Origin of the sequence: Mycobacterium sp. E183 (assembly GCF_001667735.1) — a bacterium.
Taxonomy (GTDB): Bacteria; Actinomycetota; Actinomycetes; order Mycobacteriales; family Mycobacteriaceae; genus Mycobacterium.
Map to the genome: position 1 here is coordinate 39,700 of NZ_LZJN01000037.1, position 15,714 is coordinate 55,413.

Genomic DNA, 15,714 nt, shown 5'->3' on the forward strand with positions numbered 1-15,714 from the left:
CGGGCTGGTCCGCCCGGAATTCGCCCGGAAAGCCGGCGTTGGGCGCGCCCTCAGTTGCCGGCGAAGAACTTCAGCGCCGCCTCGTTGACGGCGTCCGGGCGTTCGAAGAACCCGAGGTGGCCGGCGTCGGGAATCTGCACATAACGCCCGTTGGGCAGCGCGTCGGCGACCTCGCGCCCCAGGTAGGGCGGTGTCAGCACGTCGTCGGAGAAGCCGATCACCAGCACCGGCGTCGCGATGCTGCGGTAGGCCGGCAGCCGGTTGGTGTACGGGGCGACGTCCAGCTGGCAGCGGGTGCCCGGGGTGGACTTGATCGGCCACATGGAGAACATCGCGATCCAGTCCGCGACGGCGACGTCGTCGTTGAGCGTCTTGCGCGAGAAGTTCTCCAGCAGGCGGATTTTGGCGTCGTAGGAGTTCGGCAGCTGGACCCCGGCGTCGGCGAGCTCGGCCTCGGCGTCGCGAAAGAACTGGCGCGCCTTGTCCATCCGGCCACGGGTGCCCATCAACACCGCGGAGTGCACCAGTTCCGGTCGCGCCAACATGAGTTCCTGGGCGATGAAGGCGCCCATCGACATGCCGACGACGCGGGCCGGTGCGGCGTTGAGCCCTTCGATCAGCGCCGCGGTGTCGGCCACCATGGTCTGCGTGGTGAAACCCTGGGCGTTCTCGGTGGCGCCGATCCCGCGGTTGTCGAAAGTGATGACGCGATAGCCGGCGGCCAGGAACGCGGGGAGCTGATACGGGTGCCAGGTCCGCCCGGCGCCGCCGTGGCCGCTGATGAAAACCACGGGCTCGCCGGAGCCGCGGTCGTCGTAAGCCAGGTTGATCACTCGGACGACGGTACAAGGAGCGGGTGGCAGGCCGTGACCCGGTCGATCCACCACTGCCGCCGCTCCGGGGGCGCGGCCAGGGCCCGCAACCGCGCCGGATCCGGGGTCACCGCCCCCGCCGCCAGGGTGCCGTCGACGGGCGCTGCGACCTCGGCCACGTCCTCGACGAACAACCCGCCGGTGCCCAGCCCACACGCGTGGCGCAACACCGGCAACGCCGCCGCGGCGGCCAGCCCGGCCGCGATGCCCACCGCCGAGTCGATCGCGCTGGACACCACGACCGGGATGTCGATCTGCGCGGCGATCGAGAGCATGGGCGAAATACCGCCCAGCGGAGCGACTTTGAGCACCGCGATATCGGCGGCGTGGGCGCGGACGACCGCGAGCGGGTCGTCGGCCTTGCGGATGCTTTCGTCGGCGGCGATCGGCACGTCCGGCAGCTCTGGCCGCCGGCGCAGCGCCGCGAGTTCCTCGACGGTCGCGCAGGGTTGTTCGAGGTATTCCAGCGGGCCGTCGGCGGTCAGGGCTTGAGCTGCTCGCACCGCCTGCTCGACGCTCCAGCCGCCGTTGGCGTCCACGCGCACGGTCGGCACGAGGTCGCGCACGGCGTTGACCCGGTCCACGTCGTCGGCCAGGGTCTGGCCGGGCTCGGCGACCTTCACCTTGGCCGTGCGGGCGCCCGGGAATCGGGCCAGCACCTCGCCCACCCGGGCGGCGTCGACGGCCGGGACGGTGGCGTTGATCGGGATGCGGTCCCGGCGCGGCGGCGGTGGCGGGCGATAGGCGGCCTCGATGCCGGCCGCCAGCCAGTGCGCGGCCTCCGGCGGGGCGTACTCCAGGAAGGCGCCGAACTCGCCCCAGCCCGCGGGGCCCTCGATCAGCGCGACCTCGCGGGTGGTGATGCCGCGGAACCGCACCCGCATCGGCAACGCGACCACGTGCAGGCGGTCCAAGAGGTCTTGCAGGCGGGGCGGGCGCGTGGGCGTCACTGCCCGTAGACCTGGCGGCCCGCGAGAAACGTCGCGCGCACGTCCAGATCGGCGATCTGCTCAGGCGGCACGGTCCGCGGATCGGCCGACAGCACCACCAGGTCGGCGTACTTGCCCACCTCCAGCGAGCCGGTCACGTCGTCGGCGAACAACTGCCAGGCCGCGTCGATGGTCTGCGCGCGGATGGCCTGCTCGACGGTCAACCGCTCCTCGGGCGCCAGCACCCGGCCGCTGGGCGCCGTGCGCGTGACCGCGACGCTGATGTTGCGCAGCGGCTCCTCGGGCGTGACCGGGGGGTCGTTGTGCAACGAGATGCGCATGCCGGTCGCGACCGCGGAACCGGCTGGCATCCAACGGGATCCGCGCTCGGGACCGAACAGGCCGTCGACGATGATGTCGCCCCAGTAGTGGATCTGGTCCACGAAGATGCTGCAGGTGACCCCGAGGTCGGCGGCGCGCCGCAGCTGCTCGGGCCGGATGGCGCCGACGTGCTCGAGCCGCAGCCGGTGGTCGTCGCGGGGGTGTCGGCGCAGGGCCTCCTCGTAGACGTCGAGGATGGTGTCCACCCCGGCGTCGCCCTGTACGTGGCAGGCCATCGGCCAGCCCAGCGGGAAGTAGGCGCCGACGATTTCGCTCAGCTGTTCGCGGGTGTAGTTGGCGTGCCCGCAGGAACCGGGCGGCACCCCGATGGTGCGGGTGGCGTCGGTGTCCAGGTAGGGGAAGGACAGGGCGATGTTGCCGACCCACGGCGAGCCGTCGACCCAGATCTTGATGCCGACCTGGCGCAGCATGTCGTCACCCTGGCCGGGGGTGGCGTCGGTGCGCATCTGCGGGTTGGAGATCTCGTAGGTGCGCAACCGGACCGTCAGCTGGTCGCGCAGCCGCTCGACGACCGGCCCGAACGCCGGGTCGAAGGCCATCTCGGAGCAGGTGGTCAGGCCGGCGCGGTTGAGCCGCGCGCATTCGGCGAGCAGCATCGCCGGGTAGTCGCCGGGCGCGATGGCCCCGGCCAGCAGCGGGAACACCGCGCCGGTCTCCTCGGCAGTGCCGTCCAGCTCGCCGTGCACGTCGCGGCCATACCGCGCGCCCTTGGGATCGGGGGTGTCGCGGGTCAGGCCGGCGCGGCGGGCCGCGTGCGAGTTGAAGTACGCCTTGTGCCCGGAGTTGTGGATGATGATCAGCGGCCCGTCCGGCGCGATCTCGTCCAGCCACGCCAGCGTCGGCTGCGGCAGCCCGGACTGCAGCAGCGGGTCCCACCCGTTCAGGTAGGCGCCGTCCGCTCCCCTGGCGGCGACCTCGCGCCGCACCGCGGCGACGACGTCTTCGGCGGCCGGCAACGTGACGGGCCGGATGTCGACGATCCGGTCCGACAGCGCCAGCGCCTCCATCAGCGGATGCCCATGCGCCTCAACGAATCCCGGCATGACGCAGCCGTCCCCGACGTCGAGCGTTTTGGTGTCGGGCCCGATGTGGTCGTTCATTTCCGAACGGCTGCCGACGGCGACGATCCGGCCGTCGGCTACGGCGAGCGCCTCGGCGGTGGGCCGCGTGTCGTCGACGGTGAGCACGGTTCCGGTGACGACGAGATCTGCAGCGGCCATGTGCAGGGATGCTAGTGCTCCGGGGTGTCGTCGAGGGGGTGGCTGACTGGAACTGCAACACGTTCTAGTCTTGGCCACATGAGTGACGAGCTGCTGCGCCATCCCATTCATTCCGGACACCTGACCGTCGGTGCGCTCAAGCGCAACAAGGACAAGCCGGTGCTATACCTCGGCGACACCACGCTGACCGGCGGACAGCTCGCCGAGCGGATCAGCCAGTACACCCAGGCGTTCGAGGCGCTCGGTGCGGGCACCGGCGCGACCGTCGGGCTGCTGTCGCTGAACCGGCCCGAGGTTTTGATGATCATCGGCGCCGGCCAGACCCAGGGCTACCGGCGGGTGGCCCTGCATCCGCTGGGCTCCCTGGACGACCACGCCTACGTGCTGAACGACGCCGGCGTGACGTCGCTGATCATCGACCCCAACCCGATGTTCGTCGAGCGGGCGCTGGGCCTGCTGGAGAAGGTGCCCGGCCTCAAGCAGGTCCTGACCATCGGGCCGGTCCCCGAGGCGCTCGGGGATTCCGCGGTGGACCTGGTGGCCGAGGCGGCGAAGTATCCGCCGAAGCCGTTGGTGGCGGCCGAGTTGCCGCCCGATCACATCGGGGGGATGGCCTACACCGGTGGAACCACTGGCAAGCCCAAGGGCGTGCTGGGCACCGCGCAGTCGATCACCACGATGACCACGATCCAGTTAGCCGAGTGGGAGTGGCCGGAGAACCCGCGCTTTTTGATGTGCACCCCGCTGTCGCATGCCGGGGCGGCGTTCTTCGTGCCGACGATCATCAAGGGCGGCGAGCTGGTGGTGCTGACCAAGTTCGACCCCGCCGAGGTGCTGCGGGTGATCGAGGAACAGAAGATCACCGCGACCATGCTGGTGCCGTCGATGATCTACGCGCTGATGGACCACCCGGATTCGCACACCCGTGACCTGTCGTCGCTGGAGACGGTCTATTACGGCGCCTCGGCGATGAACCCGGTGCGGCTGGCCGAGGCCATCCGCCGCTTCGGGCCGATCTTCGCCCAGTACTACGGGCAGTCCGAGGCCCCGATGGTGATCTCGTATCTGGCCAAGAAGGACCACGACGAGAAGCGGCTCACCTCCTGCGGGCGGCCCACCCTGTTCGCCCGCACGGCGCTGCTGGGCGCCGACGGCAAGCCGGTGCCGCAGGGTGAGGTCGGCGAGATCTGCGTGTCCGGGCCGCTTTTGAGCGGCGGGTACTGGAACCTGCCGGAGGAGACCGCCAAGACGTTCAAGGACGGCTGGCTGCACACCGGTGACATGGCCCGCGAGGACGAGGACGGCTTCTGGTTCATCGTCGACCGGGTCAAGGACATGATCGTCACCGGCGGGTTCAACGTGTTCCCGCGCGAGGTCGAGGACGTCGTCGCCGAGCACCCGGCCGTCGCGCAGGTGTGCGTGATCGGCACCCCGGACGAGAAGTGGGGCGAGGCCGTCACCGCCGTGATCGTGCTGCGGCCCGACCACCCCTCCGATGAGGAGTCGGTGACGCGGGTGACCGTCGAGATCCAGTCCGCCGTCAAGGAGCGCAAGGGTTCGGTGCAATCGCCCAAGCAGGTGATCGTCGTCGACTCGGTGCCGGTGACCGCGCTGGGCAAGCCGGACAAGAAGGCCGTGCGCGCGCGGTTCTGGGAGGGCGCCGACCGCGCTGTCGGCTGAGGCTTGCTCAGGCGAGCGTCACGCCAGCGTGGCGCTCGCCGGCTGCCGTCACGCTGGCGTGACGCTCGGTGATCAGGCGGCGGCGATGCCGGCGACGAGCAGGTCGAGCATGCGGCCGGTCTGCTCCGGCGAGCCGCTGGCCAAAAAGATGCCGATCAGGCTCGACACCACGTCGTCGGCCTGCACGTCGGCGCGCAGGCTGCCGTCCTCGGCGCCGGCCCGCAACAGCAGGTCGACCGCGCCGACGATGCTGTCCCGAGTCTGGCTGGCCTGCATGGCGCCGGAGGCGAAGATCGCCTGCAACGACTCCGCCATCCCACGCTTGGCGGCCACGAATGACGCGTAGCGGTCCATCCAGCGGCGCAACGCCGTCTCGGGCGGGTGGCGCTTGAGCAGCCGTTCGGCCGTCGCGGCCACTTCGTCGAGCTCGGCGCGGTAGATCGCCTCCACCAGCGCCTCTCGATTCGGGAAATGGCGGTAGAGCGTGCCGATCCCGACGCACGCCTCGCGGGCGATGGCCTCCAGCGACACCGGTCGCCCGTCGGCGGTGGCGAACGCCGCCGTCGCCACCTCGAGGAGCCGCTCGCGATTGCGGCGCGCGTCCGATCGGATCTCGGCCAAGCGGAGGCTCCTCCGTTTCTGCTACGCTCGAATAAGCGGAGGACCCTCCGCATCTTCTCCAGTGTGGCACGAGGGAGCACTCATGACGGACACACCACGGCCCGGCGGTCCCGGCAGCATAGGCGGGTCGACCGTCGCTCGCATCGGCTACGGCGCAATGCAGTTGTTCGAGGCCCCATCCGTCGAGGACGCGGCCGCGGTGCTGCGCCGCGCGGTCGAGCTCGGGGTCAACCACGTCGACACGGCGTCGTTCTACGGCCCGGGCGAGGTGAACCGGCGGATCCGGGCGGCGCTGTTCCCCTACGCCGACGACCTCGTCATCGTCAGCAAGGTCGGCGCGCGCTTCACCGGCGAACAGCCCATGCCGCTGGCGGCGGCGCAAAAGCCCGCCGAGCTGCGCGCCGCGGTCGAGGACGACCTGCGTCAGCTCGGCCTGGACTGCGTCCCGGTGGTCAACCTGCGGCGCATGGACCTCGGCCCCGGCGTGGCCGCCGAGGGCGATCAGCAGGTGGACGTCGACGACCAGCTCGCCGAGATGATCGCGCTGCGCGACGAGGGCAAGATCGGCGCGATCGGCATCAGCGCCGTGCCGGTGGACGTGGTGCGGCGCGCGCTGCCGGCGGGCATCGTCTGCGTACAGAACGCTTACAGCGCGCTGGACCGCTCGCAGGAGGACACGTTGCAGCTCTGCGCCGCAGCGGGTGTCGCGTGGGTGCCCTACTTCCCGCTGGGATCGTCGTTTCCCGGTTTCCCGAAGGTCGCCGACCATCCGGTGGTGGCCGAGATCGCCGGCCGGCTCGGGGTCACCGGCGCCCAGGTCGGCTTGGCGTGGCTGCTGGCGCACGCGCCGAACACGTTGCTGATCCCGGGCACGCGATCCGTCGGGCACCTCGAGGAAAACCTCGGCGCCGGCGACGTCACCCTGGATGCCCAGGCGCTGGAAAGGCTGGACGCCATCGGCACAACCGAGCCCCAGCCCCATCGTGTCGAGTCCGTCCAGAGGTAACGTCGCTGGGTATGGGAAGCGGCAAATCGACCAAACCGCCGTGGTGGCTGAAGCCGGCCAACAAGGTCTTCATCCAGATGTCGCGGCTGGGTATGAGTTTCGGCGGCGAGAGCCCCGTCGTGCTGACGGTGAAGGGCCGCAAGTCCGGTGCGCCGCGCTCGACCCCGGTGACCCCGATGACGGTCGACGGCCGGCAGTACGTCGTCGCCGGGTTCCCGGGCGCCGACTGGGTCGCCAACGTGCGGGCCGCCGGTGAGGCGACGATCGCGCGCGGCCGGCACGTGCAGAAGGTGCGGGTGGCCGAGCTGCCGGCCGAGGACGCGCGTCCGATCCTGCGGCTCTTTCCGACCGAGGTGCCGACGGGCGTCGGCTTCATGAAGCGGGCGGGGCTGGTCACCGAGGGCCGCCCCGAGGAGTTCGAGGCCCTGGCCGGCCGCTGCGCGGTGTTTCGCTTCGAGCCGATTGAAACGCCATGAGCGACAATCCCTTTGACGCGACGGCCTGGCGGCCCGTGGACGGGTTCGACGGGCTGATCGACATCACCTATCACCGCCACGTCACCGACGCGACGGTCCGGGTGGCGTTCGACCGGCCCGAGGTGCGCAACGCGTTCCGTCCGCACACCGTCGACGAGCTCTACCGCGTGCTCGACCACGCCCGGATGTCCCCCGACGTCGGGGTGGTCCTGCTGACCGGTAACGGCCCGTCGCCCAAGGACGGCGGCTGGGCGTTCTGCTCCGGCGGCGACCAGCGCATCCGCGGGCGCAGCGGTTACCAGTACGCAAGCGGCGACACGGCGGACACCGTGGACACCGCCCGCGCCGGGCGGCTGCACATCCTCGAGGTGCAGCGGCTGATCCGGTTCATGCCCAAGGTGGTCATCTGCCTGGTCAACGGGTGGGCGGCCGGCGGCGGGCACAGCCTGCACGTGGTGTGCGACCTCACCCTGGCCAGCCGCGAGCACGCCCGGTTCAAGCAGACCGACGCCGACGTCGGCAGCTTCGACGGCGGCTACGGCAGCGCGTATCTGGCGCGCCAGGTGGGCCAGAAGTTCGCCCGCGAGATCTTCTTCCTCGGCCGCGCGTACACCGCCGAGCAGATGCACCAGATGGGCGCGGTCAACGCCGTCATCGACCACGCCGACCTGGAGCGGGCGGGCATCGAGTGGGCGGCCGAGATCAACGCCAAATCGCCTCAGGCGCAACGGATGCTCAAGTTCGCCTTCAACCTGCTCGACGACGGGCTGGTGGGTCAGCAGCTGTTCGCGGGTGAGGCCACCCGGCTCGCGTACATGACCGACGAGGCAGTCGAGGGCCGCGACGCCTTCCTGGAGAAGCGGCCGCCCGACTGGAGCCGGTTCCCCCGCTACTTCTAGGAGGGTCACGATTTAGGAGGGTCACGCTGGCGTGACGCTCGACGGCCAACGCCACGCTGGCGTGACGCTCGGCCAATGCGCGCCCGCCCCTAGACTCCCCCCGTGAGCAAGAGTCCCCTTCGCCGTTTCACCGATCAGCTGGTGCTGGCCACCATGCGGCCGCCGATGGCCCCGCAGGTCTTGGTCAACCGGCCCGCCATCAAGCCGGTCGACCTCGACGGCAAGCGCATCCTGCTCACCGGGGCGTCGTCGGGCATCGGCGAGGCCGCGGCCGAACTGCTGGCCCGCGAGGGCGCGACGGTCGCCGTCGTCGCCCGGCGTGAGGACCTGCTCGACGCGCTCGCGGAACGGATCACCGCGGCGGGCGGCAGCGCGGTCGCGTTGCCGTGCGACGTTTCCGACATGGACGCCGTCGACGCGCTGGTCGCCGACGTCGAAAAGCGCCTCGGCGGGGTCGACATCCTGATCAACAACGCCGGCCGTTCGATCCGGCGGCCGCTGGCCGAGTCGCTGGAGCGCTGGCACGACGTCGAACGGACCATCACGCTCAACTACTACGCGCCGCTGCGGCTGATCCGCGGGCTGGCGCCCGGGATGCTCGAACGGGGCGACGGTCACGTCATCAACGTCTCCACCTGGGGAGTGCTGTCGGAGGCGTCGCCGCTGTTCGCGGTCTACAACGCGTCGAAGGCGGCGCTGTCGGCGGTGAGCCGCGTCGTGGAGACGGAGTGGGGCCCCAAGGGTGTGCATTCGACGACGCTGTACTACCCGCTGGTGGCCACGCCGATGATCGCGCCGACGAAGGCGTACGAGGGCATGCCGGCGCTCACGTCGGAGGAGGCCGCCGAATGGATGCTGACTGCGGCCCGCACCCGGCCGGTGCGGATCGCGCCGCGGATGGCGATCGCGGCCAAGGCCCTGGACACCTTCGGCCCACGGCTGGTCAACACGCTCATGCAGCGGCAGCGGATCCAGCCGAATCGCGCGGAAGGCGACTGAGCCCACAGCGACGTGATAGACACGACGCTATGGAGATCCTGGCCAGCCGGATGCTGTTCCGGCCGGCGGACTATCAGCAGTCGTTGGCCTTCTACCGGGACCAGATCGGGCTCGCGATAGCCCGCGAGTACGGCGGCGGCACAGTGTTTTTCGCGGGCCAGTCGTTGCTGGAGCTCGCCGGCTACGGATCACCGGACCACTCCCGCGGCCCCTTCCCCGGCGCGCTGTGGCTGCAGGTGCGCGACATCGAGGCCACCCAGGCCGAGTTGCAGAGCCGGGGCGTGGCGATCGCCCGCGAGGCGCGCCAAGAGCCATGGGGCCTATACGAAATGCACGTGACCGACCCGGACGGAATCACGCTGATCTTCGTCCAGATCCCGCCGGACCACCCGTTACGGCGCGACACCCGGGGTGAACGAGCGGGAAAGTCCGGTTAACTGAGAGGTAACATCTGGCGACGAGTCTAGGTACATCCGCGATTCGGGTCTTGCTGCATTCGACAATGGAATCCCCCTACCACCAGAATCGGGCGCTGTGAACATCCAATTGTTCCTTCTGATCATTGTCGTAATCACGGCACTGGCTTTCGATTTCACGAACGGCTTCCACGACACCGGCAACGCGATGGCGACCTCGATCGCCAGCGGCGCGCTCAAGCCCAAGGCGGCCGTCGCGCTGTCCGCGGTGCTCAATCTCGTGGGCGCGTTCATGTCCACCGCCGTCGCCGCCACGATTGCCAAGGGCTTGATCGACGGGCACATCGTGACGCTCGAGCTGGTCTTCGCGGGCCTGGTCGGCGGCATCGTGTGGAACCTGCTGACCTGGCTCCTCGGCATCCCTTCGAGCTCGTCGCACGCCCTGATCGGCGGCATCGTCGGCGCCACCATCGCGGCCGTCGGCGCGCACGGGGTGATCTGGAAGGGCGTGGTCTCCAAGGCGATCATCCCCGCCGTCGTTTCCGCGATCCTGGCCATCGTGGTCGGGGCGGTGGCGACCTGGCTGGTGTACCGGATCACCCGCGGCATCCCCACCAAGCGCACCGAGGCCGGCTTCCGGTACGGCCAATGGGGGTCGGCGTCGCTGGTCTCGCTGGCGCACGGCACCAACGACGCCCAGAAGACGATGGGCATCATCTTCCTGGCGCTGATGTCCTACGGCTCGGTCAGCAAGAACGCCTCCATGCCGCCGCTGTGGGTCATCGTCGGTTGCGCGGTGTCGATGGCGTTGGGCACTTACCTGGGCGGCTGGCGGATCATCCGCACGCTGGGCAAGGGCCTGGTCGAGATCCAGTCGCCGCAGGGCATGGCGGCCGAGTCCTCCTCGGCCGCGGTGATTTTGCTGTCGGCCCACTTCGGCTACGCGCTGTCGACCACGCAGGTGTGCACCGGCTCGGTGCTGGGCAGCGGGCTCGGCAAGCCCGGCGGCGAGGTCCGCTGGGGAGTCGCCGGCCGCATGGGCGTCGCCTGGCTGGTGACGCTGCCGCTGGCCGGGTTGGTCGGTGCGGTCACCTACTGGATCGTGCACCTGATCGGCGGCTACCCCGGCGCCATCGTCGGCTTCGCGCTGCTGGTCGCGGTCTCCGCCACCATCTACATCCGGTCGCGCAAGGTCAAGGTCGACCACAACAACGTCAACGCCGAATGGAAGGGCGACCTGACCGCCGGGCTGGAGGACTCCGCCGAGCACCGGCCGCCATCGAGCGTTCCCCCGACGAACGGCAGCGGCACGACCGGCCGGTACGACTCCGACGACCCCACGATGAAGGCGAACGCTTGATGAGTCACTTCGGCGATTGGTTCAACTACCAGGCCTCCCTCAAGATCCTGCTCTTCTCGATGCTGGCCGGCGCCGCCTTGCCGGGGCTGTTCGCCCTGGGGCTGCGGTTCCACGCGGTGGGCGCCGGGCAGGCCGGCACCGAGGGCGGCTCGTCACAGAAGAATCCGGCACTGCTGGCGCTCGCCTGGCTGATCTATGCGGTGGTGATCGTGGCGATCGCCTTCGCCCTGGCGTACATCTCCCGGGACTTCATCGCCCACCACACCGGTGTCGCCTTCCTCGGAGCCAAGCCCAAGTAGCATCGAATGATGCCCACCGCGTCACCGAGCCGGACACCGGGGGGAGCTGTACCAGCGTGAACGGATTTCTCAATTCGATCGTCTCGTGGCTGCGCGCGGGATACCCGGAAGGCGTCCCGCCGACGGACACCTTCCCGGTGCTCGCGCTGCTGGCCCGCCGGCTGTCCAACGACGAGGTCAAGGCCGTCGCCTGCGAGCTGATCAGCCGGGGCGAGTTCGACGACGTCGACATCGGCGTCCTGATCACACAGATCACCGACAACCTGCCCTCGCCCGACGACGTCGAGCGGGTGCGGGTGCGGTTGGCGGCCCAGGGGTGGCCGTTCGACGACGCGGACGAGGTCGAGGACCCCGCATAGCCCTACTGCGCGCACTCACCGTCCCGCCGGGCTCGGCCGTCTCGTCGCTGTTACCCGCCCTGGAACGCGTGCTGGACGGGCGCGGCCCCGCTCTGGTCGCGCTCGCGCCCGGCTCGGAGGAGCTGACGGCCGGGCTGCGGGTCGGTGAACCCATCGACGACGACGTCGCCCTGGTGGTGACGACGTCGGGGACCACGGGCGCCCCCAAGGGGGCGCTGCTCAGCGCCGCCGCGTTGACGGCCAGCGCGACGGCCACCCATGACCGCCTCGGCGGCCCGGGCCGCTGGCTGCTGGCGCTGCCGCCGCATCACATCGCCGGGCTGCAGGTGCTGGTGCGCAGCGCGCTGGCCGGCTCGCCGCCCGTCGAGCTGGACGTCTCCGCAGGCTTCGATGTCGCCGAATTACCCAGCGCGATAGGACGATTGGGATCGGGCCGGCGATACACCTCGCTGGTGGCCACGCAGCTGGCCAAGGCGCTGACCGACCCGGCGGCCGCCGCCGCGCTCGCCGAACTGGACGCCGTCCTGCTCGGCGGCGGCCCGGCCCCGCAGGGGGTGCTCGACGCCGCCGCGGCGGCCGGCGTCGCCGTGGTGCGCACCTACGGGATGAGCGAAACCGCGGGCGGTTGCGTGTACGACGGCGTGCCGCTGGACGGCGTCCTGGTCCAGGTCGCCGCCGGCGGCCGCGTCCTCCTCGGCGGCGCGACCCTGGCCAAGGGTTACCGCAACCCGGTGCAGCCCGACCCGTTCGCCGAGCCCGGCTGGTTCCGCACCGACGACCTCGGCGCCGTCGACGAGGCGGGTGTGCTGACCGTGCTGGGCCGCGCGGACGACGCGATCAGCACGGGCGGGCTCACCGTGCTGCCGCAACTGGTCGAGGCGGCGCTGGGCACCCACCCCGCCGTCGCCGACTGCGCGGTGTTCGGACTGCCCGACGACCGGCTGGGCCAGCGGGTGGTCGCCGCGATCGTGCTGGCCGAGGGCCACGCGGCTCCGACGCCGGACGAGCTGCGCGCCCACGTGGCAGGCACCCTGGACACCACCGCCGCCCCGCGCGAACTGCACGTCGTCGAGGCGTTGCCGCGGCGCGGCATCGGCAAGGTCGACCGGTCGGGGTTGGTGCGCCGGTTCGCCGGGCCGGCCGATCAATAGGCTGGTCGACCGTGAGGCTGGCACGTCGGGAGTTTGTGGCCGCCGCGGTCGGGGCGGTGCTGGTGGGCGCGGCGTTCGTGCTGCCGCGGCTGCACTGGGGTGTGCGGCCGAGGACCGACGTCGGCCAGGAGCGGTTCGGCACACACACCGGGGCCGCCCCGATCTTCGGCGCCTGGGAGATTCACGCCAGCTGGGGCACCGGGCCTGCCATCGCCATCGCGATCGCCGCGGTGGTGTGGGGACCACTTCTGGCGCAACGCCTTTCGTGGCGACTCCTGACGCTGAGCACGTGGGCCACCGCCTGCGGGTGGGCCTTCGCGCTGGCGATGATCGACGGCTGGCAGCGCGGCTTCGCCGGCCGGCTGACCACCCGCGACGAGTACCTGTCGCAGGTGCCGGGCATCACCGACATCCCCGCCACGCTGCGCACCTTCGCGAGCCGGATCGTCGACTACCAACCGAACTCCTGGACCACCCACGTCTCCGGGCACCCGCCCGGGGCGCTGCTGACGTTCGTCTGGCTGGACCGGATCGGCCTGCACGGGGGCGCCTGGGCGGGGTTGCTGTGCCTGCTGGCCGGGTCCAGCGCGGCGGCCGCGGTGCTGATCGCCGTCCGCGCACTGGCCGACGAGCGGACCGCGCGGCGCGCCGCGCCGTTCGTGGCGGTGGCGCCGACGGCGATCTGGATCGCGGTCTCCGCCGACGGGTACTTCGCCGGGGTGGCGGCATGGGGCATCGCGCTGCTGGCCGTGGCGGCGCACCGCGGAACCCGCTTCCCCGCGCTGGTGGCCGCCGCCGCGGGGCTGCTGCTGGGCTGGGGCGTGTTCTGCAACTACGGCCTGATGTTGATGGGCCTGCCGGCGCTGGCGGTGCTGGCCTCGGCCGCCGACTGGCGCGCGGCGCTGCGGGCGCTCGGCCCGGCCACGCTGGCAGCCGTGGCCGTGGCGTCAACCTTCGCGGTGGCGGGGTTCTACTGGTTCGACGGCTATAACCTTGTGCAGCAACGGTATTGGCAGGGCATCGCCAAGGACCGCCCGTTTCAGTATTGGAGCTGGGCCAACCTGGCGTCCGTCGTGTGTGCGATCGGCCTGGGCAGCGTCGCCGGCGTCAGCCGGGTGTTCGACGCGGCGGCCATCCGCCGCCGCTCCGGGTTTCACCTGCTGCTGCTGGGCGTGCTGGCCGCCATCGCGTGCGCCGACCTGAGCATGCTCAGCAAGGCCGAGGTGGAGCGCATCTGGCTGCCATTCACGATCTGGCTCACGGCTTCGCCCGCGCTGCTGCCCGTCCGGTCGCACCGGGTGTGGCTGGCGCTCAACGCCGCCGGCGCCGTGCTGCTGAACACCGTCATCGTGACGAACTGGTAGGCGGCCCCGGCGGTTCGCGGGCTACAGCCCGGCCGCGCGGGTGACCTCCGCGAAGCGGCTGGACGGGCCGCAGGCCGCGCGCACCACGGCCACGTCGTCGGCGACGTCGAAGTCGGCGAGCACCGGCGCCGCGTAGGGCTCGATTCCCATGTCGTGCAACGCTCGATACGTCAGCAATCCGGTATCCGGCTGGGACATCGGGACGGCGCGCAGGCATTCGGCCGCCGCCGGGCTGCGCAGACCAAGCACCCACCAGCCGCCGTCGACGGCCGGCCCGAGCACGGCCGGCACCTCCCGCAGCCGGTGGGCACAGTCGGTCAGCAGGTCGGCGGTCACCTGCGGGGTGTCCATCCCGATCTGCACCACCGGATAGCCGTCGGCGGCGTCGGCGTGGGCGTTGGCCAGCCGGTCGGCGAAGTCGGCACCGCGCTGCGGAATCACCGTAAAAGCCTGCAGCCGTTGCCGAATCTCGGCGGCCCCGGCCGCCGCATCCAGATCGCCGGTCATGGCCACCACGCGGTTCGCCGCCGGCGCGGCGGCGACCGCGTCCAGCGTGTCCAACAGCGCGGCCGCGGCGATCTCGGCGGCCACCAAGTCCCCCACGGTGGCCGCGAGCCGGGTCTTGGCCAGGCCCGGCTCCGGCGCCTTGGCCACCACCAGCAGCGTCACCGGCAAGGTCACGAGATCACCTTCCAGAAGTCCAGGATCGCCGTGACGCTCCCCCGCAGGGACCCGCTGACCTTCGACGTCCCGCCGGTGCGGGGACCGTAGCTGACGTCGAGCTCGACCACGCGCCAACCGGCTGCCGCCGCGCGCACCAGCAGCTCCAGCGGATAGCCCGAGCGCCGGTCGGCGACGCCGAGGTTCAGCAGCGCCTCGCGCCGCGCCACCCGCATCGGCGCGATGTCGTGCACCGGCAATCCGTGGCGGGTGCGCAGCCGCCAGCTCATTACCACGGTGCCGACCCGGGCCACCCACGGCCAATGCAGCCCGGGCACCGGCCGGCGCCGGCCGATCACCAGGTCGGCGCCCTGCTCGAGCGCGGCGACCAGGCGCGGCAGGTCACCGGCGTCCATCGAGCCGTCGGCGTCGATGACCGCGACGATCGGGGTGGTCGCGGCGAGCACGCCCGCGTGCACCGCCGAGCCGTACCCGGCCCGCGGCTCGGCGACCACCTCGGCGCCGTGCCGCCGCGCCACCGCGGCGGTGTCGTCGGTGCTGTTGTTGTCGACCACCAACGCCCGGTATTCGGCGGGGATGGCCGCCAGCACGGCCGGCAGTGACTCCTCCTCGTTCAGGCAGGGCAGCACCACCGTGACCGCGTCGGGCATCACCGGCTCAGAACCCGCGATGGGGGTGAGGCTGCTGCGGGGCGAGCGTCTGCGGTTGCTGGGTCTGCGGTTGCTGGGTCTGCGTGTGCGGCGGCGCCACCGTCGTTTCGTGGGTGCTGGGCGGGGGCGCCGCGGTGGTCGGCGTTTGCGTCGAGGTGAGCGGGGTCTTGGTGTTCGTCGGCGGCGTCGTGGTCGTCACCGTAGGCGGGGTGGTCGTCGTCGGCACCGTCGTGGTGGGCGTGGTGGTGGACGGCTCCGTGGTCGTGGGCGTCGTTGTGGTGGTGGTGATCGTCGGCGTCGTGGTGGTGGTGGTGGTGGTGGTTGTGGTCG

At 71.2% G+C, this 15,714-nt stretch carries 18 protein-coding genes; 12 read left to right on the top strand and 6 right to left on the bottom strand.

Annotated elements, in window-relative coordinates; all coding sequences use genetic code 11:
- Positions 1–50: 50 nt before the first annotated feature.
- From A5691_RS03755 to A5691_RS03765, 3 genes are all read right to left on the bottom strand, one after another.
- On the bottom strand, positions 51–833 hold the full coding sequence (locus tag A5691_RS03755) for an alpha/beta fold hydrolase (RefSeq protein ID WP_068017737.1): 783 nt from the start codon (positions 831–833) through the stop codon (positions 51–53).
- A complete protein-coding gene (locus A5691_RS03760) occupies positions 830–1,756 on the bottom strand; it encodes an o-succinylbenzoate synthase (protein WP_369827116.1) in 927 nt (308 codons plus the stop codon). Before A5691_RS03760 ends, A5691_RS03755 begins: the two co-directional genes overlap by 4 nt.
- A gap of 62 nt (positions 1,757–1,818) precedes the next feature.
- Positions 1,819–3,423 (bottom strand): amidohydrolase, encoded by a 1,605-nt coding sequence (locus A5691_RS03765; RefSeq protein ID WP_068017742.1) that lies wholly within the window; start codon positions 3,421–3,423, stop codon positions 1,819–1,821.
- Between the two features lie 78 nt (positions 3,424–3,501).
- Between A5691_RS03765 and fadD8 the strand changes: the two genes are divergently transcribed.
- Entirely contained in the window at positions 3,502–5,103 is a 1,602-nt protein-coding gene (gene fadD8, locus A5691_RS03770) for a fatty-acid--CoA ligase FadD8 (RefSeq protein WP_068017745.1), read from the top strand.
- A 72-nt stretch (positions 5,104–5,175) separates the two neighbouring features.
- On the opposite strand, the gene A5691_RS03775 is transcribed toward fadD8, so the two are convergent.
- The gene (locus tag A5691_RS03775; RefSeq protein ID WP_068017748.1) at positions 5,176–5,724 is read right to left on the bottom strand and encodes a TetR/AcrR family transcriptional regulator; all 549 of its coding nucleotides are present in this window, start codon (positions 5,722–5,724) and stop codon (positions 5,176–5,178) included.
- An 82-nt stretch (positions 5,725–5,806) separates the two neighbouring features.
- On the opposite strand from A5691_RS03775, the gene A5691_RS03780 reads away from it, so the two are divergent.
- The 10 genes from A5691_RS03780 to A5691_RS03825 all read left to right on the top strand — a co-directional run bounded on the left by A5691_RS03780 (position 5,807) and on the right by A5691_RS03825 (position 14,053).
- Positions 5,807–6,730, top strand: coding sequence for an aldo/keto reductase (locus tag A5691_RS03780; RefSeq protein WP_068017750.1), 924 nt, complete (start codon positions 5,807–5,809; stop codon positions 6,728–6,730).
- Between the two features lie 11 nt (positions 6,731–6,741).
- Positions 6,742–7,206 (top strand): nitroreductase family deazaflavin-dependent oxidoreductase, encoded by a 465-nt coding sequence (locus A5691_RS03785; RefSeq protein WP_068017752.1) that lies wholly within the window; start codon positions 6,742–6,744, stop codon positions 7,204–7,206.
- Positions 7,203–8,105, top strand: a complete 903-nt coding sequence (locus tag A5691_RS03790; RefSeq protein ID WP_067749172.1) for a 1,4-dihydroxy-2-naphthoyl-CoA synthase — start codon at positions 7,203–7,205, stop codon at positions 8,103–8,105. Before A5691_RS03785 ends, A5691_RS03790 begins: the two co-directional genes overlap by 4 nt.
- A 102-nt stretch (positions 8,106–8,207) precedes the next feature.
- Positions 8,208–9,104: an SDR family oxidoreductase gene (locus A5691_RS03795; RefSeq protein WP_067782441.1), complete on the top strand. Its 897-nt coding sequence runs from the start codon at positions 8,208–8,210 to the stop codon at positions 9,102–9,104.
- Positions 9,105–9,133: 29 nt separating this feature from the next.
- Positions 9,134–9,541 carry a VOC family protein gene (locus A5691_RS03800; RefSeq protein WP_067749167.1) on the top strand — a complete coding sequence of 136 codons (408 nt, stop codon included), beginning with the start codon at positions 9,134–9,136 and terminating at the stop codon, positions 9,539–9,541.
- A gap of 97 nt (positions 9,542–9,638) precedes the next feature.
- Positions 9,639–10,880 carry an inorganic phosphate transporter gene (locus A5691_RS03805; protein ID WP_067749164.1) on the top strand — a complete coding sequence of 414 codons (1,242 nt, stop codon included), beginning with the start codon at positions 9,639–9,641 and terminating at the stop codon, positions 10,878–10,880.
- The gene (locus tag A5691_RS03810; RefSeq protein ID WP_067749160.1) at positions 10,880–11,179 is read left to right on the top strand and encodes a hypothetical protein; all 300 of its coding nucleotides are present in this window, start codon (positions 10,880–10,882) and stop codon (positions 11,177–11,179) included. Before A5691_RS03805 ends, A5691_RS03810 begins: the two co-directional genes overlap by 1 nt.
- Before the next feature lie 56 nt (positions 11,180–11,235).
- Positions 11,236–11,538: a DUF3349 domain-containing protein gene (locus tag A5691_RS03815; RefSeq protein WP_067275226.1), complete on the top strand. Its 303-nt coding sequence runs from the start codon at positions 11,236–11,238 to the stop codon at positions 11,536–11,538.
- Between the two features lie 68 nt (positions 11,539–11,606).
- Complete coding sequence (gene menE / locus A5691_RS03820) at positions 11,607–12,689, top strand: o-succinylbenzoate--CoA ligase (RefSeq protein ID WP_068266425.1); 1,083 nt, start codon at positions 11,607–11,609, stop codon at positions 12,687–12,689.
- 11 nt (positions 12,690–12,700) lie between these two features.
- Positions 12,701–14,053, top strand: coding sequence for a hypothetical protein (locus A5691_RS03825; RefSeq protein WP_068017118.1), 1,353 nt, complete (start codon positions 12,701–12,703; stop codon positions 14,051–14,053).
- A gap of 21 nt (positions 14,054–14,074) precedes the next feature.
- Here A5691_RS03825 and A5691_RS03830 read toward each other — a convergent pair whose 3' ends face one another.
- Together A5691_RS03830 and A5691_RS03835 are read right to left on the bottom strand one after the other, a co-directional pair.
- A complete protein-coding gene (locus A5691_RS03830) occupies positions 14,075–14,734 on the bottom strand; it encodes a DUF2064 domain-containing protein (RefSeq protein ID WP_067887664.1) in 660 nt (219 codons plus the stop codon).
- Positions 14,731–15,384 carry a glycosyltransferase family 2 protein gene (locus A5691_RS03835; RefSeq protein WP_067887666.1) on the bottom strand — a complete coding sequence of 218 codons (654 nt, stop codon included), beginning with the start codon at positions 15,382–15,384 and terminating at the stop codon, positions 14,731–14,733. The genes A5691_RS03830 and A5691_RS03835 overlap by 4 nt, the downstream gene beginning before the upstream one ends.
- Positions 15,385–15,467: 83 nt before the next feature.
- On the opposite strand from A5691_RS03835, the gene A5691_RS03840 reads away from it, so the two are divergent.
- Positions 15,468–15,714 (top strand): hypothetical protein (locus A5691_RS03840; RefSeq protein WP_068266428.1); only part of this gene is annotated, 247 nt, incomplete at its 3' end.

Excerpts from the sequence above, each read along its gene's own strand:
- A5691_RS03800 (WP_067749167.1), top strand. The coding sequence starts at position 9,134 with ATGGAGATCCTGGCCAGCCGGATGCTGTTCCGGCCGGCGGACTATCAG.
- A5691_RS03810 (WP_067749160.1), top strand. The coding sequence starts at position 10,880 with ATGAGTCACTTCGGCGATTGGTTCAACTACCAGGCCTCCCTCAAGATC.
- A5691_RS03835 (WP_067887666.1), bottom strand. The coding sequence starts at position 15,384 with ATGCCCGACGCGGTCACGGTGGTGCTGCCCTGCCTGAACGAGGAGGAG.
- A5691_RS03790 (WP_067749172.1), top strand. The coding sequence starts at position 7,203 with ATGAGCGACAATCCCTTTGACGCGACGGCCTGGCGGCCCGTGGACGGG.
- A5691_RS03785 (WP_068017752.1), top strand. The coding sequence starts at position 6,742 with ATGGGAAGCGGCAAATCGACCAAACCGCCGTGGTGGCTGAAGCCGGCC.
- A5691_RS03765 (WP_068017742.1), bottom strand. The coding sequence starts at position 3,423 with ATGGCCGCTGCAGATCTCGTCGTCACCGGAACCGTGCTCACCGTCGAC.
- A5691_RS03760 (WP_369827116.1), bottom strand. The coding sequence starts at position 1,756 with ATGCGGGTGCGGTTCCGCGGCATCACCACCCGCGAGGTCGCGCTGATC.
- A5691_RS03780 (WP_068017750.1), top strand. The coding sequence starts at position 5,807 with ATGACGGACACACCACGGCCCGGCGGTCCCGGCAGCATAGGCGGGTCG.
- fadD8 (WP_068017745.1), top strand. The coding sequence starts at position 3,502 with ATGAGTGACGAGCTGCTGCGCCATCCCATTCATTCCGGACACCTGACC.